Below are 17,870 nucleotides of genomic sequence, written 5' to 3'. Positions count from 1 at the left end.
GACAACAGCCTTTTGAGATCCAAAGACTGCCGAATGAAAACGTTGATTCTGATGCGACATGCAAAGGCGGCTCCTTTACGCCCCGGCGAACGGGATTTTGATCGCTGTCTGACAGAGTCAGGGCTCGAACGGACAGCAGAGTCCGTGAAACATCTCAAGGAAGCAGGAATTCAGATCGACTCGCTGCTTGCTTCCGCCGCTCGAAGGACAATGCAGACCGCTCAGGCAGTGGCAGAAGTCCTGTGCCCGGATACGCCGTTTCATGCTCTGGACGAATTGTACCTCGCGAGCCCCGAGAGCTATCTGACAGCAGTCAGCCAGTATGCAGAGGATCATTTTCAGACGGCATTGGTTGTGGGACACAATCCAGGTATCGGTAGTCTGATGTGCGGGTTGGCAAATCGGGGCCTGGAGGTTCCGACAGCGACGACATGCGTGTTTGAATTCTCGGCGGATTCGTGGTGTGATCTTTCTGAAGTTCGCCATCAGCGTCCGAAGACGCGATTAAAACTCATGATACTCCGTGGCGAAGTTGTAGCGGAGAATTAAGTCAGGTTGTGCCTTCAGTTCGCGGCTGACACCATCCTTTTTGAGATGACCGGAGTAGTTTCGGAAATGACACGATTGCTGACAAGATATCAAGTGGTGCTGATGTTTCTGGCTGTTGCCGTCGGGTGCGGCGGCGATGCGTCATCGAAACAGGCGGCAAACCCGGTAGGCAACACGGATGCGAAAGAGAACTCCGACGATTCCGACCGGACAATGTCTCAGGGGACAATCGGATTTTCAGCGTTGACCCTGACGAATCCATTCTTCAAGGTCATCGCAGACACAATGAAGGAAGAAGCGGAAAAGCTTGGCTATGAAGTGATTGTCGTGTCGGGTGATCAGGATGTGAAGAAGCAGTCGGATCAGATTGAAGACTTCATTGTCAAGGGCGTCACAGCCATTGTGCTGAACCCATGTGATTCTCGATCAATTGGTCAGGCAATACGAAAGGCGAACGAAGCTGGCATCCCGGTCTTCACCAATGACATCAAGTATGACGGAACGGATGGCAAAGTGGTTTGTCATGTCGCAACGGATAATTTGCAGGGAGGGCGACTTGCCGGCGAAGCCATGGTCAGGCTGCTGGCAGAATCCGGTGGCAAGGTGGCCGTGCTCCATTATCCCGATGTGGAATCTTGTCAGATGCGAGTTCAGGGATTTAACGAAATCCTCGAGTCCCACAACGCAAAAGATGGGGCAGCGAAGATCGAAGTGGTTGCTACGCTGAACGGAAAGGGTGCACGCGACGCAGGGTTTGCAGCTGCAAAAGACACAATTGAGGCCAATCCTGATCTTGCAGCCATTTTTGCAATTAACGACCCCTCAGCGCTGGGGGCCCGAGCTGCTCTGGAATCTGCGTCCAAAGCCGATCAGGTGACGATCATTGGATTTGATGGTCAGATTGAAGGCAAACGCGCGATTCTGGATGGCAAGATTCTTTGCGACCCGATCCAGTTTCCTGATCGAATTGGCAAGACAACAATCGAAATGATCCAGAAATACTTCGATGGCGAGATTGACGACGATCAGACAAACGAGATCCTGATACCCTCAGAACTGTATTACAAAACGGATGCAGAAAAGGACCCGGCATTACTGTCGACAAATACCGGTGAAGAGAAATGACAGACGCACCGAAAAAGCCTGCTGAACAGCTCATCGCTGACAGCCCGGTTGTCAGGGAATCGCATGAAACTGTTTCGGAAACCGATGCGGTGTCAGAATTCGAGTCGATGAACGAAGAGCCTCAGTTGTCCCTTCCGATGGAATTTGTGCTTTTCCTGCGCGACAACAAGAAATGGTGGCTGACACCTATTCTGCTGGTAATGCTGCTGATAACGGTCTTTGCGTGGCTCAGCGCGACAGGGGCAAGCCCCTTTATCTATTCCATTTTCTGAGGTGCTGACGGCTCCGGTATCGAGGTCATCTACTGGTGGACTCGGCTGCGTCAAAACGGCTGTTCAGAATTGCCGGTAGTACCGCTTCAGGTCAGTGGTCGGTTGGACAGCGGAGAAGTAGCTTTCCGCGGATCGATCGATCTTCCGGTGCAGAACGTCGCGACCCGTTAGCCGGAAAAATAAGGCAACAGGAGTGAGCACACAGAAAAACATCATGATCAGGGCGATTTCGCTGACCACGATCCCAACAGGAAAAAACAGTAGTGAAAGCCCAATGAACACTGGTTTCAGGAGTTGGGGTTTGACAAAACCGGCTGAACACAGGGTGGCCCCTGCAATCAGGCTCCACTGAACCGTAGGAACGTCGCGTGTCCACAGCCACGCCAGTGCGGGCAGGGCAACGACAGCGACACCGCCGAATTGTCGGAGTTGTCGTTCTGTAGGTGACCAGTTGAATGAAATCATGCAGCTATTGTGCGCTGCCGGACTGTCGGGAGGTACGACGGGTCTGCAGAGCGCGGCGATAATCGGAAAAAACGTGTTCGGCCAGAAGGGTTGTTTCGGCAGTGAGTTCTTCAATGCGGTTGCGGAAAATGGCAAATGCTGCCAGCGCAGGCACGGCGACGCCTAGTCCCATCAGTGTCGTAATCAGAGCGCGATAGATTCCCGGCGCCAATTCGCTTACTTGCGGATTGGCTTTCTGCTCGAATTCCAGAAAGGCCTGAATCATTCCCCATACCGTTCCCATCAAACCCAGCATGGGTGCCAAAGCGCTAATCACAGACAAGTATTCAATGCGTCGAAAAAGTCGGGCCGACTGTTCCACAGCGGCGTCTTCCATCGCTTTTTCGATGGTTGCATAGCCAAGCCCGGCTTCGTCAAGTCCGGCGTAAAGCACACGGCTCAGAAAGCCGGGATGTTCTTTGCAGTACTTTTTGCCTTCTTCGAAGCGTCGTTCAGTAAGGCATCGATGAACCTCTTCCGCGAGTCCCGGCGGCATGAGGGTACTGCGCCGGATATTCATCATATGGTCAATGATCAGTGCGACCATCAGGAAGCTGAACAACACGACCACATACCCAATCGCTCCGCCAGCCGCCAGCATTTCCCGGGGACCGAGCATCGCAGAAGGTTCATTGTTGACGACGACGTTGTTCACTTCATCTGCGACGACAGTGTTACTCAGAGCGAATAAACAAAACATCGGCACCAGAATCGCAAACGATGTCCGCACAGCAGTTGTTCGACCGAGGGTCCGAAGACGGTCCCGGAATCGAATTTCTGTAGAATCGTTTGAAGTGACATTTTTCATCCGGCAATCCATTTTGATCCCGCAATTCGTAGTCGTCCCGCAATCCGTTGTCCCGGAGCCTCAAGCGTTGAGTGACGGCAGTGCATGCGAGGAAATATAGTGCAACTGGCATTCGGCACGCTACCGGTCGCAGGTGAACGTATTTTCGCTATCATGATCGCGAGATTCCGATTTAAATCGACTGATGCAGGCACCGATGCAGAGACTTCGGATGAGCGAGTGTCGGACCACCGGATGATAAACGGAATACTCTTACCGGATCCGTGATTTCGCTGTGAGTTCTTTGGGTTCGGACGGTTCTTTTGTGCCGGAATTCGACAAGTGTTCGGGGCAGAAATCACCTAAAGGTTGTGAGATTTATGCGTGCACTGCAGCTGGAGAAGCCACAGAGCTGGCGGATTATCAATATTGACGAGCCCTCGGCCCCGGCAGCCGGTGAAGCGCTGGTGCGCGTTTTGCGTGTAGGCATCTGTGGCACGGATCTGGGTGGTTACCTCGGGAAGATGCCCTTTTTCTCCTATCCACGTATTCCCGGCCACGAGTTGGGCGTGGAAGTGATCTCAACGGGAGAGGGTGTGTCGCATCTGAATCCGGGGGATCTCTGCGCAGTGGAGCCCTATCTGAATTGCCAGCAATGTTATTCGTGTCGGCGAGGATTCACGAACTGCTGCGAACACCATAAGACCCTGGGCGTCATGTGTGATGGGGGGCTGACGGACAGAATTATTTTGCCAGCCAGAAAACTTCATCCCGCGGGTGGTTTGTCGCCGGAGCAATGTGCATTGGTCGAAACGCTGGCGATTGGATGTCATGCCGTCGATCGATCCCAATCGAAGTCGGGCGAGAATGTTTTAATCATTGGTGCGGGACCGATCGGGCTTTCCGCTCTGGAATTTGTAAAGCTCAGTGGCGCGACCCCGATCGTGATGGATATCGCCGAGTCACGGTTACGATTTGTTCGGGAGAGAATGGGTGTCGAGCATACGATCGCAGTTCAGGGCGATGATTCGGATGCGATTGCTTTGTCCTGTGCGACAAACGGCCAGCTGGCTGATGTGGTCATTGATGCGACCGGCAACAACAAGTCGATGATTCGAGCGATGGAATTCTGCGCATTCGCAGGTCGGCTGGTTTACGTGGGAATCACCCAGCAGAATCTCGAGTTTGCTCACGCACCCTTTCTTCACCGTCGTGAACTGACGTTACTTGCGAGTCGGAATGCCTTGTCGTCCGACTTTTCACGGATCGTGGACCTGATCCGCAACAAGAGAATTGATACGGATCCCTGGATCACGCACCACGCTCAGTTCGAAGAAGTACCACACGTATTTCCATCGTGGCTGAACCCGGATGCCGGTGTCATCAAGGCCGTGGTTCATATGAATTAGCTGCGGGCCCCGGTTTCAGTGGTCGTCTCTGGTTTACGTAGCGTATTTGGGCGTCATTTCGATGACTGATGAATCGGCGTCGGGCGATTCGATGATGGGCAGCAGCAGCTCAAAAGTGGTCCCGGATGCATCAGATTTCACCAGACGAATGTCGCCCTGAAGTGTTTGAACGGCGAGTTGTCGGCACACAAAAAGTCCAAGGCCTGTTCCCGTCGATTTGGTGGTAAAGTAAGGTTGAAAGATCTGCTTTTGAGCTTCCGGGGCGATTCCGCATCCCTCATCCGCAACGGTAATGGAAATCCACGGTTGTGGCACGCCGTCCTTGTATGGACGAGAAGTCGCGATCGTAATCCTTGCACCTTCTTCAGTTGCGTCCAGGGCATTCAGAATCAGATTCAGGAGAACCTGAACGAGCTGATCGTAAACAGCCCGGGTTGTTGGCAGGCCTTCCTGCAGTTGTGAATGAACATGCTTTCCTTTCCAACGCTTGTAGTACTTGGCAATGTTCAGCGATTCCTGGATGGCGGTGTGGACATCAACGCTTGTTGACTGGCGGCTGGTGGGGCGGCTGAATCCGCTAAGCTCCCGCAGGATCTTTTGAATTCGTGTGAGCTGTCCATCGACCATCTGAAGTCGTTCACCAAAATACGGATCTTCATTCTTGCGGCTCAACAGTTGAATGATCGAACTGATCGAAGCCAGGGGATTGCCGACTTCATGGGCGATTCCGGAGGCCAGCAATCCGAAAGCGGCCTGCTTCTCCTGCTGGACGAGCATGGCCTGCGATTCCTGCAATTCCCGCGATCGCGCGGCAATGCGCGCTTCCAGTTGTTGCTGGTTCTTCTGAAGTTCCCGATTCAGCTTGAAAAGTCGCTTATCTGCGGATTTGAGTAAACCTGTCAGAGCTGTAATTGCCCACGCGGTCCAACCAAGGAAGACCAGTGTGAGAATGACCGTCACGCCCTCGTCAGGAGTGTTCGGTGTTGCATACATTCCCAGCACAATGTAGCTGATGGAGTGCAGCGCGTAGGACGAAAACGTTAGTGACGGCGAATGACGGATCGCGCAGACAAGCAGAGACAGGAAGTAATAAAACCGGAAGGGACTTCCGACACCCTGATCGAAGAAGCACAGTAGCCCGATGAACAATGCCTCCATCATCGAGATACCGATGCGGTAGTGTGACAGCAGAATTCGACCTCGAAGGCTTGCGAGTGTATCGAGCATCGCGTAGAGCATTCCGAGCGTCAGCATGGCGTTTAGTTCGGGTCTTCCGGTAACACGGTAAACCATGTTGACGTAGAAGAAGCCGATTGCCAGGCCAAACCACCGGATTCGAACCGTGATCGATTCGGCCTGCAGCTCACGACTGACGGGGTCCAGCGCAGCAGACTGGGGGAGACCCGCGAGGTCTCGAAAAAAAGTGAATCGTTTCGGTGTCGAGACGGATGATTCAGTGCCCGCAGAGCCTGTTAAGTCATCTCCGAGGGCCGAGTTTTCCAGTGTGACGGAAGATCCTGCTGCAGAATCGGCGGAACTCATTGCTGATCGCAATCTGTGTCTGGTAGCTCGACGGATAACGTCCGCAATCACACGGACGGAAATCTACGTATCCATCGTTCCGTCGATGATAGCGAAATCTGTCGGAACTTTACAGAACCGGCCATTCGTGCCGAACCAGCGTGCGTCTCGTCAGGATCGCCTTAACGAACGGGAAGACTGGTTCGGCGTTAACGTCTGTGTGTGGTTTACTTTGAGGCGGCGAAACGAAACACCGATAAGGGATGTCAGTGTTCGCGTTTCAAACTCGGGAGCTTCAGACAGGAGGGCCCGTCTTGCATACGGGCGCGAATTGCGGCGATCACCCGTGAGCATTGCAGGGAGGCAATCGAATGAGCAGAGCGGTCAATGTCCTGGCGCTGGTCCGTGATGGACATCGGTTTGTCTTTCTTTACGACGACAACAGCGTCGAAACCGTTCTTGCCACGCTAAGCGAATACGCGAGTGACCCGGACCTCGAATTCACCTGGTACGACGCAGCCGTACTGGCTCAGCGTGTTCGGCGTCTTCGGCAGTCGCAGGATTCTGTCAGCTATGAAGAATTTGAGCATTCAGAAGATTTCCCTTCCTTCTTCTGACGACCCGCATCAGTCGATCTGCATCAGATGATGCGTCCTGAAGTGGTGAACTGAAGCGGACCTTTTCAAGTCGTCGATGCGTGATGCCATGCAAAGTGCAACAAAGGCGTTTCTGAATTACCTGCGAATCGAACGAAATGCTTCGGACCTGACCATCAAGTCATACGCCGATGATATGGCACACCTGATGGAGTTCTTTCAGGAGCAATATGGAAAAGTACCGGCTCCACGCGAGATTGAAGTCGGTGTCCTGCGAAATTACGTGGCTTATCTGCACGAATGCGGGTACGCCCGGACAACTGTCGCCAGACGACTGGCATGCCTGCGCAGTTTCTTTCGTTTCTGCAATCGCGATGGTCTGTGCGACACCAATCCGGCGAAACCATTACGTACACCTCGCGCAGGCCGGAAGCTGCCCCATTTCCTGACGACGGATCAGGTTGGTGCATTGTTGCTGGCTCCGCCCGCGAATAGTGACCAGGGAATTCGAGACAGAGCGATTCTCGAAACCATCTACTCGGCCGGCCTTCGTGTCGCGGAACTCGTGAGTCTGAATCTAAGCGACTGGGATCGAGCGGCCGGTGTCATCCGGGTACTGGGCAAAGGACGCAAGGAGCGGATCGCCCCTGTGGGAAGTTACGCCACGAGGGCGCTTCTTCACTGGCTGGAAATCCGTACTCCTGGAGAAAAAGTTCCAGAGAAGGACCGGGACGCGCTTTTCCTGAATCGTTTTGGAGGGCGACTGACCACGCGCAGCATAGGAAGAATGCTCGAAAAGCATATTCAGACAGCCGGTCTTTCGCAGCAGACTTCGCCGCACACACTTCGACACAGTTTTGCAACGCACCTGCTGGATGGTGGAGCAGACTTGAGAAGTGTTCAGGAATTGCTGGGTCACAAGAGCCTGACCACCACTCAAATCTACACACACGTCAGCACCAGACGCCTGCGAGAAACTTACGAGAAAGCTCACCCGCACGCGGCTCGCAATCGTGCATCCTAGCTCCCACCAATGCTTCGCGCTGGGCCTGTTTGCAGTCAGAGGATGTTTCGGGCCGTTCTGCGATGATGCCGACCTGCTATGATGACGACTTCACACCGGCGCCCGAAGGTTCGTTCCCGGGGCCCATTCGTTTCTTCGGAACATCGTCATCCTTGTTTCTGTATCAAAAATATGTCTGAACAGCATCAAGACGAAAAGGATGCAGTTTCCGCGATCTTTGAGTTCGCGATTCATGTGACGGCCGATGTCATCGATGGTAACGGGCATGTGAACAATGTTGTCTATGTTCAGTGGATGCAGGATGCAGCCGTTGCTCATGCAAGAAGCTGCATACCACGGAATGCAGACGAATTAGCGGACACTTCATGGGTTGCGCGTTCACACCATATCGAATATCTGCTGCCAGTCGTGGAGGGCCAGCGCATTGTGGTCAGAACATGGATCGCGGATTTTCGCAGAGTTCGATCCACACGCCGGTATCGATTTGTGCGACTGGATGACCAGAAACTGGTGGCGCAGGGACAAACGGACTGGGTATTCATTGATACCCACAGTGGTCGACCACGTTCAATTCCGGAGATGGTCCAGCAGTGTTTTCAAGTCCCGCACAATTCTCCGGTACCAGACCAGCATTGACGGAAGGGGGAAATGCATCCCCCTGAACGCCGTGAACCGGGATTAACGCTCGATGGTTACTCCCATGACAATAGGAGCTGAACGATCCGGTCCCTTCACCAGCTCAATCGTGCTGATCTTGTCCGCCCGCTTGGGAGTCACCGCGACGTGACGCACCTGCTGGCCACCCAACATAAAAGCAAAATCACTGCCGGGCACGTCGACTCGACGAATATAGTCTGCAATGTGGACAGCGTTCTTCAGTTCATGATCTTCATGAGTGCCATCGGCATAATGCAGACGCACGATCATCGAGACCGTTTCATCACTGTTGTACGGATGGTTCCAGCCCCCGACACCACCCAGCAGATGGATGACCTTCGCAGCTGTGTTGCATGGAAGTGTCACCGACTTCGGCATAGAAGCAGGCAGAGGTGCATTCGGGCCGTACAGCAGGATGATGTTCGGCTTGCTCTTGCCCATTGGGTCGGTCAGCAGGAAAGGAATTTCTCCAAACATTTTGGGCGACCAGTCGCTGAACACCATGCGATCCGGGCCGTTGTCTGTCGGGCCGAACAGCCCCTTCGTGCTGATAGCAGTGGCGTAGCGATCCAGCGGAACCGGGACGTACTTGCCTTTGTTGGTCAGAAACTCCAGCAGGTCGGAAAGTTCCCTTTCCGTCATTTGCTTTTCGAAACCTTCCGGCATCACAGACTTCTTTGAAGCGACCAGTTCGTCGATGTCTTCCCGCTGGATACTTGTTTCTTTGGCTTCCGTATCGATCAGCGTGATGCTGGTACGAGTTTCCGATGCCAGCATCCCATTCATGACTCGGCCATCAATATTCACGACCGTATAAATGCGGAAGTTGCCTTCGACGCTGCGAGACGGATCGATGATATGAGTCAGCAGTTCTTCCTTGGGATGCACGGCCATGCCGGTCAGGTTGGGGCCGATATTCTTGTCGCCGATGTCGCCGTGCTTGTGGCACTTCATGCAATGCTTCTTGAACATCTCACGACCGGCATCAACATTGCCTTCTTCTTCGCACAGATGCAGCAAAGCTTTCAACACTTTGTCGCGGTTCGCGTCGGGAAGCCCCCCGCCCATGGCGAGCAGTTTTTCGGCCTGCTCCTGAATCGCCTTATCCGGGAAGGATCGCAGCGATTGCTTCTGATCGAGCGAAAGATCGGACAGTTCGATGGTCCGGCTTTCGATCCCGGACAGCAGCGACTTTACCCAATCCGGGCGACTGAGCAGCGTACCAAGGGCTGCCGATTTCAACTGCGGAGTCAGAGCCGGCATGACTTCAACAAGTCTGTCCCCTGCCGCGGCCGACTTGCTTCCCCGGACCGCCTGCAACAATGCTCGGCCAAGTTCCGGGGTGGTCTGAGCGTTCAGCTGAGACACGATGTCGCTTACGACGCCGGCATCGTCTGGTCGGAAACCAATGAGATCCCTGGCTGCGGAAACTCGATCATTGTCTTTCGCATCGACATCTTCTACAACGGCCAGCATCGACGCGACGATTTCCGCCGCATGAGCATCAAGCGCCTTCGTACCGCACTGAGCTGCCAGCCGAACGAGCTTACTCCTGGAAGAACCGTCTGCTGCGTTCAATGCATCTACCAGAGCCTTATCGAAAGCGTCGGTGGTTTCGAATTCGAAACTGGACGGAATGCCAGCGGTGAGACCGTCCAGAATTGCGCTGGTCAGCTCGGCATTGGCCTTCGGAACACGCGAAACCAGAAACAGCAGTGTTGGAGCATCCGGACGACTGCGGCCAATGTGCTCAGCAACTCGCCGGGCCACTTTCAGATTGTTGGCTCCCACCGTTCCGCGGACATCCGTTTCATAACTGCCGGGAACTGCAAACCCCAGCATGCGAGCCCCTTCCGGAACGGGTTCTTCGCACAGCATGTTCAGATACAAAGGAGCATACGTCGCGGCAGCCGCGGTCAAAGCATCCAGCAGCGCGGGATCGTCGGTTTGATCGATCCATCCGGCCAGAGCGATCGCCATATATCCGGCTACCTCGCCATCCTTTGGCAGCGGCATATCGGCGACGGTCAGAATCCACTGCAACTGCACCTGCGGATCTTCATTTGCCAGCTTCCTCATCTTCGTGCCTGCCAGCAGGCTGACCCCGCGCTCATCCCGAGGCAGAACGCTGAGCGCATTTCGTCGAACGGCTGCAGACGGATGCAGCAATGCCTTGCCAATAGCAGCAAGAACGTCATCCTCTGCGGCGGGCAAAGATGTCAGGATCGGCATGCGATTCGGGGCCAGGCTGCGATTCTGCGCCACATTGCGATTCAGAGCCTCGCTGCGATTCAGTCCCGAAGGGACGGCAGGAGATCCGGCGTCGGCAATGTGCCGCCCCTTCGGGGCTATGGCGGTCTGTTGGAATTCGTTCCCCGGGCTAACGCCCGGGGCTACATCCTGTCGCCGCTCCGCGGCTGAAATCGCAGCGCCTGCAGCGTCAGACGAGGGCCGTTCTGTTCTGCAAATCCCTGATCTCGGAACGACAGGCTTCACTGCGGCGGCCGCCTGTTCGCCATCAACGACGCCCAACCCTTTCAACGTGTGCAGCGCATGGATGGCAGCAACGTTCAGGCCGACGGCGTCGACGGATTCATCAGCCAGCAATGCCAGAAGCTCAGGGACAACATCGCGAGCCCCGCGTTCCACCAGCAATCGCTGTGCGTGCAGTCGCCACATGAACGACGGGTGCTTCAGTGTTTCCACAAGCTGCTGATTGCTGGCATCCGCAAGACTGCTGAAGGAATGCACAAAATCGCCATCGCCGGATGTCGGGACCACTCGGTAAATGCGGCCGTGCTTCTTGTCTCGCAGATCGCTTTCGTAAGCGTTGCCTTTGCCGTTTTCAAAGCCCTGAGGCGTCGGGTTGTGCTGCACGATGTAGTTGTACCAGTCCAGAACCCAGACGGCTCCATCCGGACCCACTTCGGCCATGATCGGAGCACTCCATTCGTCGTCGCTGGCCAGCAAGTTGATAGGGCTGGTGGATTTGTAATCAGCACCGTCACGTCGCAGCACGAAGGTGCCGACAAGATGGCCAGTCGGGCCGCAAACGAATGCGGTCTTGTTCCACCACTGCTGAGGAAACGTTCTGGCCGTGTACAGAGCATGTCCGGCTCCGGCGGTGTAACCACCAAACTGGTCCACCTGACGCACGTTTTCGGTGATGGGTTTAAACAGATGAGTGTCGGCGATGGTGCCCAGAGTCGACGGAGCCCAGCCTTTTACACTTTCGTAATAACGATTGGGAATGGGCACAAACATGCTGGGGTTGTGGTTGGCGGTCGATCCAAAGATCAGACCGTCTTCGCTGATGCCCAGTCCCCATGTGTTGTTGTTGCTGGATCGAATGAATTCCAGATCGGTGACCTTCGGCGGATCAGTCTGCGACAGCCTGAATCGCCAGAAACCCATGCGAAACGACTGAGCCGACTTGTCGCCGTATTGCGGCGTACTGTTGTTGTAACCCTGCATCGCCCAGACCCAGTTGTCCAGGCCGTAGCGAAAATTGCTGACTCCGCCGTGAGTATCCCCCAGCCGCCCAGCCGGTGATCAGCGTTGTCTTTTGATCGCTGACGTCGTCGCCATCGGTGTCTTTCAGATAAATGGTTTCGGTACCGTTTTGCACGACTGCACCGCCTCGCACGATAACGATCGCCGTGGGAATGCTGAGTCCTTCCGCAAACACCGTGAACTTGTCTGCCTTGCCATCGTGGTCGGTGTCTTCGCAAATGCGAATGCGGTCGCGATTGGTGCCCAGTTCGTTGGGATAGTCAACGGTTTCGCAAATCCACAGTCGCCCGCGTTCATCCCAAGACATGGCAATGGGTTTCGCCAGGAAATGGCGTTCGTCAGCGTACAGTCTCACGGCCATGCCTTCGGGAGTGACAAAGTGCTTCATGCTCTCTTCCGGAGACAATGGCAACTGCATCGTTGTCCTGGGTTTGCCCTGCACGCCCCATTTGTCGCCCTTGGTGTAGTTGGGAATCTTCGGCCCGACATCCACAAATTCAAATGGTGCGACGTCCTTCCGCAGCTCAGTCATTTTTGGAGTCGCAAAGGAATCGGGATCGGTGAACGCAGGCACAACAGAAGGGTCATCGCCGCACGCCCAGCGGATGCCTCGTTCGACAAGGTTATGAAATCCCGGCTGATTGAAGGTGCGTGATCGTGTCCCCAGGCGGTGTAGAAGACTCGACCTTTGCCATGAGTTCTCACCCACGTCCATGGTTCGCGGTCGTTGCCAGCGGCCTGATCCCCTTCGACTCGGTATTCCAGGACCGTACGGTTTTTTCGTTATGCAGATGATGGATATAGGTTTCATCCCAGCTGGTGAAACTACCGTACCCCTTCATGATCGGATGGCTGGGTTCGGCAATCACAGTGGTAAACACCTGCCCGCCGTGGCGCTGAAACTGCCCGCCCATCAGCGCGACGATGTCTTTGTTATTTCGCCAGCAATAGGTCGCGCAATGCAGAGGAATGAAGCCCTTGCCGCTGGCGACGTAATCCAGAACCGCCTTTGCCTGATCATCCTCAATGCGGTCGATGTTGGCATACAGCACCAACCCGTCGAACTTCGCCAGCGTATCCGGGGTCAGGTCTTCCATGCGGTCGGTGTACTTCAGTTCGATGCCCCGAGCTTCCAGCGCCGGAGCCAGTTCCTGAAACCGCGCCTCCGGCCGATGATGGCCGTTGTCGCCCATGAACAGCATCTTGAGTTCGGCAGACTCACACGCTGAACCCATAAGGAACACACTGACAGAAACCAGTGCGACAAACAGGCGAAGGGAAGGTGTCTTCATGGAAGCGCCTTGATGGTAAAAACAGAAGGACGGCAAGCAGGCAAACATCAAGGACGAAACGTCTTGTTATTCACTCACCGACAGAGAGATTCAGAAACTCAGCGAATATTCGAGCTTTGCGGTTTTCAACACGAGAAGGATCAGGGAGCGGTGAGAAACGAATCCTTCGCCACTCCCTTTCCTCCGGCGTCAGTTATCCCAGCGTAAAATCAGGCAAACGTACGATTTCGCCACCGCGTTTCGCCGATTCATGAGCACAGATGCCCACGCAGGTCCAGTTGGCGGATGTGACAGCGTTGGGGCGTGGATCTCGGTCTTCCAGAATTGCACTGACCATTTCGTGAACCAGGTGCGGATGTGATCCGCCGTGGCCACCGCCCTGAATGAAGCTCAGGTGTTCCGTGTCGTGGATCTCTGCAGGCTGTGTGAACTTCTGGATTTCTTTGGGCAGCAGGTGAGCAAAGTCCGGCACTTCGATCTTTTCTGCGATCTCGTGTTCCGGCTTCTTGGCCGTGTGAATGACGTGCGGTTCGTTTTCAATCAGAGTCCACTCGAAGCTTTTCTTTGTGCCGTACACGTCAAAGCTTTCGCGATACTGGCGAGCCACATCGTACAGGAAGCGCCAGATGTGAGCCGTCAGGTCTGTGTCTTTGATTTTGATGTGACAGGTTTCGACGGCAAAGCTGTTGCCGGACTTCTGAGCAATATCGTCTCGCACAGTACCGCTGCCGAAACAGCTGACGTATTCGGCCAGTCCGTTCACCAGGCCCAGGCACGGGCTGACCACGTGAGTGGCATAGTGCATGGGGATCATCTTTTCCCAGTAGCTGGGCCAGCCGTCCATGTCCTGAGGATGCGAAGCCGCCAGATGCTGGATCTTGCCGAGCTCGCCTTTTTCGTACATCTCTTTGATGAACAGATATTCCCGACTGTAGACAACGGTTTCGGCCATCATGTACTTCAGGCCGGTCTCTCTGACCTTCTCGACAATCTTCTGACAATCTTCAATGGTGGTTGCCATCGGCACGGTACACATGACGTGCTTGCCGGCGTCCAGAGCCTTCAGCGACATCCACGCGTGGTCGGGAATCGGACTGTTGATGTGGACGTAGTCGATGTTGGGGTCAGCCAGCACCTGGTCGTAATCGGTGTAGCGTTTTTCGATGCCAAACTGATCGCCCACTTTGTTCATTTCGTCCACGTTGCGACGGCAGATGGCGGCAACGTTGGCGTTGGGATGAGCCTGATAAATAGGAATAAATTCCGCACCAAACCCCAGCCCGATCATGGCAACATTCAATTGGCTCATAGCGACAAACCCATAGACAAAAGGAGGTGAAACGTGCTTAGAAGAGAAGAACAGCAAAATTCTGATTCAGAACGTGTCAGGTCGGGGTCCGCAAACCCCAGCCACATGGTGTTCTGGCAGTCGGCGATCTGCCATGATAAATTGCGCAAATTAATTGAGATATTTTCCCTGGCGAGACGTGAACTGTGAAGCGTCGACATTCCGTAGCACTGCTGATTGAGACCTCAAATGCCTATTCGCGCGGTATTATCGACGGCGTGATATCGTTTGTGCGACAGACGGGAAACTGGTCCGTGTACCTCCCGGAGCAGGAGCGTGGCGCCCGCCCGCCGGACTGGCTGAATCGATGGAAGGGCGATGGCATTATTGCCCGCGTCGAAAATACATCCATCGCCAGGGCGGTTCAAAAAACAAAGTTGCCGACCGTCGATATCAGTGCGGGCCGTTTCTTGTCGGGCGTACCATGGGTGGAAACAGACGACTCAACTATTGCAATGTTGGCAGCAGAACATCTGATTGAGCGAGGCTTTCAGCATCTGGCGTTCTGTGGCGACCCGGGGTTCAACTGGTCCTTCATGAGACAGACTCAGTTTGAACAATCCGCTCTGGCCGCAGGATGTACATGCGATATCCACAACAGCATCTCGCGGATGGACACCGATTACTCATGGAACAGAGATCGCAGAAAGCTTCGAAGCTGGCTACGCAGGCTGCCTCGTCCGGTGGGGATTATGGCGTGCTATGACATTAAAGCGCAGCAGTTGTTGTCGATCTGTCGTGACGAAGAGATTCGAGTGCCCGAAGAGGTCGCTGTAATCGGAGTGGACAATGATCGACGCCTGTGCGAGCTCTGCGATCCGCCGTTAAGCAGCGTGGTGCCCAATTCATGGAAGACAGGTTACCAGGCAGCATCTCTGCTCAATCAAATGATGTCCGGAAGAATGGTCGACCAGTGTGGTCATTTGATCGCTCCGATCGGTATCGAAACCCGACAGTCGACAGACATACTCGCAATCGATGACGACCATGTCTCAGCAGCGGTACGGTTCATTCGCAGTCGGGCGTGTGAAGGGATCGACGTCAGTGACGTTCTCAAAGCGGTCCCACTGTCGCGTCGGGTGCTGGAAAGTCGTTTTCGCACCCTTGTTGGACGCACGCCTCATGCAGAGATTACTCGCGTCAGGATTGATCGAGTGAAAACATTGCTGCGTGAAACGGAACAACCTCTGGCGTCAATTGCTCAGGCCGCAGGATTTCGGCACGTTGAGTATCTGTCGGTCGCCTTTCGTAAAGCGACCGGACGAACCCCGCGTGAATATCGCCGTTTAGTGCGACCGCAGTAGTCAGTCGGTGCGATGCGAGCTTTCGTTTGGTCGCCAATTGCCGTTCTGCGACATAGGAGGATGAGTGTCCTGACGGACACTTTATTACCCGTCCTGACCTGCCTGTAGAACCTGAATGCAGAATTTGGTGGGCTAATTTTCAAATGGTGATTGGTGCGACAGCGTAGTCAGACCGAAGCCTCTGCTTTGCCGTGCGCTGTGCGCGGTGAAATACGGTGCCTTCTGGCTCGACTAATTGGAACATCCAGAACACACAGGCTGGCGGAATTCGACAATTGCCGCTTCCTGCATAGCGTTCGCACCATCCAGTCGACAGAATTCGTGGTCGCGTTGGTAATATGGATACGGCTAGATCCGCCTAACTTCTTTCTTGGAAAGGAGTTAAGAATCCACAGGTCCTCTGTTTCGTAGAACTAGTTTCCTGTCATGTCTGAAAACACTCCACAAATTCGCGTCAAATCCGGTATCCCCTGGTACATCTGGTTTTTGCTGATTTTGGTCGGCGGTGGCGTGCTGGCAGCTACAGTTGTAAGTTTGACGCCCGTCGATCCGGAGCAAACCTACCAGGATGCGATGGCTGCCTATGATGTAAAAGACGCGAAAGCCTTCAAAGCCCTCTTGGCGACTCTGAAAACTCAGGAGGGCTATGAATCGCATGTGCAATTGCTTGAAGCGCTTGATCTGCTCGGAAATTCACGCCCACTGAAGGCCGTTCCTGTTTTCGCCGAAGCTGCAAAAAACGAGTCCATCCGAACATTGGCCCTGTCATACCAGGCTCAGGCAATGGCGCGGGGTGACCAGCGGAAAGAAGCGATTGGCGTCCTGAGACAAGCCATTCAGAATGATCCGGATGACAAGATGCCACACGGAATCCTGGGTGGCATCCTGTATGAAATCGGCGCCTATACCGAAGCACTGCAAGAGTTGGCGGTGACGACTGAGCATGGGACCGACAAAGAAGCCGCGTCAGCACATAACCTCAGAGGCAACATGCTTCTTGAATTGGGGCGCGGTGAGGAGGCAGCCGCAGATTTTGAAGCGGCACTCTCAAGAGACCCTCGCAACGTTGCCAATGGCTACATCGCGCTGCGAATGCTGCAAAGCCTGAATCAGGCGGGACAATTCTCCAAAACGCTGGAGATGATTGATGCCGCGGACCAGTCAGCAAAGAAGGAAGCAATTCGCGCAGAGGCATTGCTTGAGACAGGTGATGTGACTGCCGCACTGAAGGTCATCGAAGATACCAACATGGCAGAGGCTCGCGATTCCAGCACGATCGAGATCGAGGCGAAAATACTGGCTTCCGGGAAGGTCGATCAGTCGGAAGTGGAGATTAAGCTGCCAAAGCTTCGCGAATCAATGATACGCATGTCACGTAACGCTCGATACTTTGGGTACATGGCTGAAGCCCTCAAGCTGACAGGCCACGAAGAAGAAGCGAATCTTTACCTTCAGAATCATGAACAGTTGGTTGACCGGGAAAAACAATATCACGAACTGCGTGACCAGGTCATTGATACAGTAGAGGATGTCGAAAGCCGTCTGAATCTGGGCCGCCTGGCGGCGGCCTGCGGCCATTTCGAAGAATCACAATTCTGGTTGACCACAGCAAAGAGAATTGAACCCGAGCGCACGGGCGAAGTGGCACGTCTTCAGAACGAGCTGTTGCGACTGCTGCCGGAACTCGTGTCACTGGGAAGTTTTCGAGTCCTTCCGGAAAACGTATCGTCCACTCCTCCAACAGATATTCCGCCGATCGATCCCACAAAGATCGATACTGACCCGGAAAAACACCGCGACACCAAAAAGGCCACTGACCAGACAAACAGTGACACGGGTGCGGCGGCTTCTGATTCACCTGCCGATCCGTCTACTAAGAAGGAATGACAGCCACGACGTCCGAGTCAGGCTCATGGTCTCGGTTCTCCCGCGGATTACCGGTCTTTCCTTCAAAATTATTGCATTTGAG

General features: G+C 54.4%; 16 protein-coding genes. 9 read left to right on the top strand and 7 right to left on the bottom strand.

Annotated features, from left to right (window positions below; all coding sequences use genetic code 11):
* Positions 1-33: 33 nt before the first annotated feature.
* From R3C20_10955 to R3C20_10945, 3 genes are all read left to right on the top strand, one after another.
* Positions 34-549, top strand: coding sequence for a histidine phosphatase family protein (locus R3C20_10955; GenBank protein ID MEZ6041017.1), 516 nt, complete (start codon positions 34-36; stop codon positions 547-549).
* A 66-nt stretch (positions 550-615) separates the two neighbouring features.
* Positions 616-1,674 carry a substrate-binding domain-containing protein gene (locus tag R3C20_10950; protein ID MEZ6041016.1) on the top strand — a complete coding sequence of 353 codons (1,059 nt, stop codon included), beginning with the start codon at positions 616-618 and terminating at the stop codon, positions 1,672-1,674.
* Positions 1,671-1,946, top strand: a complete 276-nt coding sequence (locus R3C20_10945; protein MEZ6041015.1) for a DUF5989 family protein — start codon at positions 1,671-1,673, stop codon at positions 1,944-1,946. Before R3C20_10950 ends, R3C20_10945 begins: the two co-directional genes overlap by 4 nt.
* A gap of 63 nt (positions 1,947-2,009) precedes the next feature.
* Here R3C20_10945 and R3C20_10940 read toward each other — a convergent pair whose 3' ends face one another.
* Together R3C20_10940 and R3C20_10935 are read right to left on the bottom strand one after the other, a co-directional pair.
* A complete protein-coding gene (locus R3C20_10940; GenBank protein MEZ6041014.1) occupies positions 2,010-2,411 on the bottom strand; it encodes an SxtJ family membrane protein in 402 nt (133 codons plus the stop codon).
* 4 nt (positions 2,412-2,415) lie between these two features.
* Positions 2,416-3,258: a MotA/TolQ/ExbB proton channel family protein gene (locus R3C20_10935; GenBank protein MEZ6041013.1), complete on the bottom strand. Its 843-nt coding sequence runs from the start codon at positions 3,256-3,258 to the stop codon at positions 2,416-2,418.
* 359 nt (positions 3,259-3,617) lie between these two features.
* Between R3C20_10935 and R3C20_10930 the strand changes: the two genes are divergently transcribed.
* A complete protein-coding gene (locus R3C20_10930) occupies positions 3,618-4,646 on the top strand; it encodes a zinc-binding alcohol dehydrogenase family protein (protein ID MEZ6041012.1) in 1,029 nt (342 codons plus the stop codon).
* A gap of 33 nt (positions 4,647-4,679) precedes the next feature.
* Here R3C20_10930 and R3C20_10925 read toward each other — a convergent pair whose 3' ends face one another.
* On the bottom strand, positions 4,680-6,188 hold the full coding sequence (locus R3C20_10925) for an ATP-binding protein (GenBank protein ID MEZ6041011.1): 1,509 nt from the start codon (positions 6,186-6,188) through the stop codon (positions 4,680-4,682).
* Positions 6,189-6,538: 350 nt separating this feature from the next.
* Between R3C20_10925 and R3C20_10920 the strand changes: the two genes are divergently transcribed.
* The 3 genes from R3C20_10920 (at position 6,539) to R3C20_10910 (ending at position 8,423) form a co-directional block, all read left to right on the top strand.
* Positions 6,539-6,784, top strand: coding sequence for a hypothetical protein (locus tag R3C20_10920; GenBank protein MEZ6041010.1), 246 nt, complete (start codon positions 6,539-6,541; stop codon positions 6,782-6,784).
* Positions 6,785-6,872: 88 nt separating this feature from the next.
* Positions 6,873-7,787: a tyrosine recombinase XerC gene (gene xerC / locus R3C20_10915; protein MEZ6041009.1), complete on the top strand. Its 915-nt coding sequence runs from the start codon at positions 6,873-6,875 to the stop codon at positions 7,785-7,787.
* Between the two features lie 171 nt (positions 7,788-7,958).
* On the top strand, positions 7,959-8,423 hold the full coding sequence (locus tag R3C20_10910) for a thioesterase family protein (protein MEZ6041008.1): 465 nt from the start codon (positions 7,959-7,961) through the stop codon (positions 8,421-8,423).
* Between the two features lie 42 nt (positions 8,424-8,465).
* Here R3C20_10910 and R3C20_10905 read toward each other — a convergent pair whose 3' ends face one another.
* From R3C20_10905 to R3C20_10890, 4 genes are all read right to left on the bottom strand, one after another.
* Positions 8,466-11,918 carry a c-type cytochrome gene (locus tag R3C20_10905; protein ID MEZ6041007.1) on the bottom strand — a complete coding sequence of 1,151 codons (3,453 nt, stop codon included), beginning with the start codon at positions 11,916-11,918 and terminating at the stop codon, positions 8,466-8,468.
* Complete coding sequence (locus tag R3C20_10900) at positions 11,824-12,672, bottom strand: hypothetical protein (GenBank protein MEZ6041006.1); 849 nt, start codon at positions 12,670-12,672, stop codon at positions 11,824-11,826. Before R3C20_10900 ends, R3C20_10905 begins: the two co-directional genes overlap by 95 nt.
* On the bottom strand, positions 12,659-13,249 hold the full coding sequence (locus R3C20_10895; protein MEZ6041005.1) for a ThuA domain-containing protein: 591 nt from the start codon (positions 13,247-13,249) through the stop codon (positions 12,659-12,661). The genes R3C20_10900 and R3C20_10895 overlap by 14 nt, the downstream gene beginning before the upstream one ends.
* A 193-nt stretch (positions 13,250-13,442) precedes the next feature.
* Positions 13,443-14,558: a Gfo/Idh/MocA family oxidoreductase gene (locus R3C20_10890; protein ID MEZ6041004.1), complete on the bottom strand. Its 1,116-nt coding sequence runs from the start codon at positions 14,556-14,558 to the stop codon at positions 13,443-13,445.
* A gap of 185 nt (positions 14,559-14,743) precedes the next feature.
* Between R3C20_10890 and R3C20_10885 the strand changes: the two genes are divergently transcribed.
* A complete protein-coding gene (locus tag R3C20_10885) occupies positions 14,744-15,901 on the top strand; it encodes a DNA-binding transcriptional regulator (GenBank protein MEZ6041003.1) in 1,158 nt (385 codons plus the stop codon).
* Between the two features lie 426 nt (positions 15,902-16,327).
* Positions 16,328-17,788 carry a tetratricopeptide repeat protein gene (locus R3C20_10880; protein MEZ6041002.1) on the top strand — a complete coding sequence of 487 codons (1,461 nt, stop codon included), beginning with the start codon at positions 16,328-16,330 and terminating at the stop codon, positions 17,786-17,788.
* Positions 17,789-17,870 lie beyond the last annotated feature (82 nt).

The organism is Planctomycetaceae bacterium (genome assembly GCA_041398825.1).
Classification (GTDB): domain Bacteria; phylum Planctomycetota; class Planctomycetia; order Planctomycetales; family Planctomycetaceae; genus F1-80-MAGs062.
The sequence above is the reverse complement of the archived record's forward strand: the minus strand, read 5'-3'. Positions and strand labels throughout refer to the sequence as shown.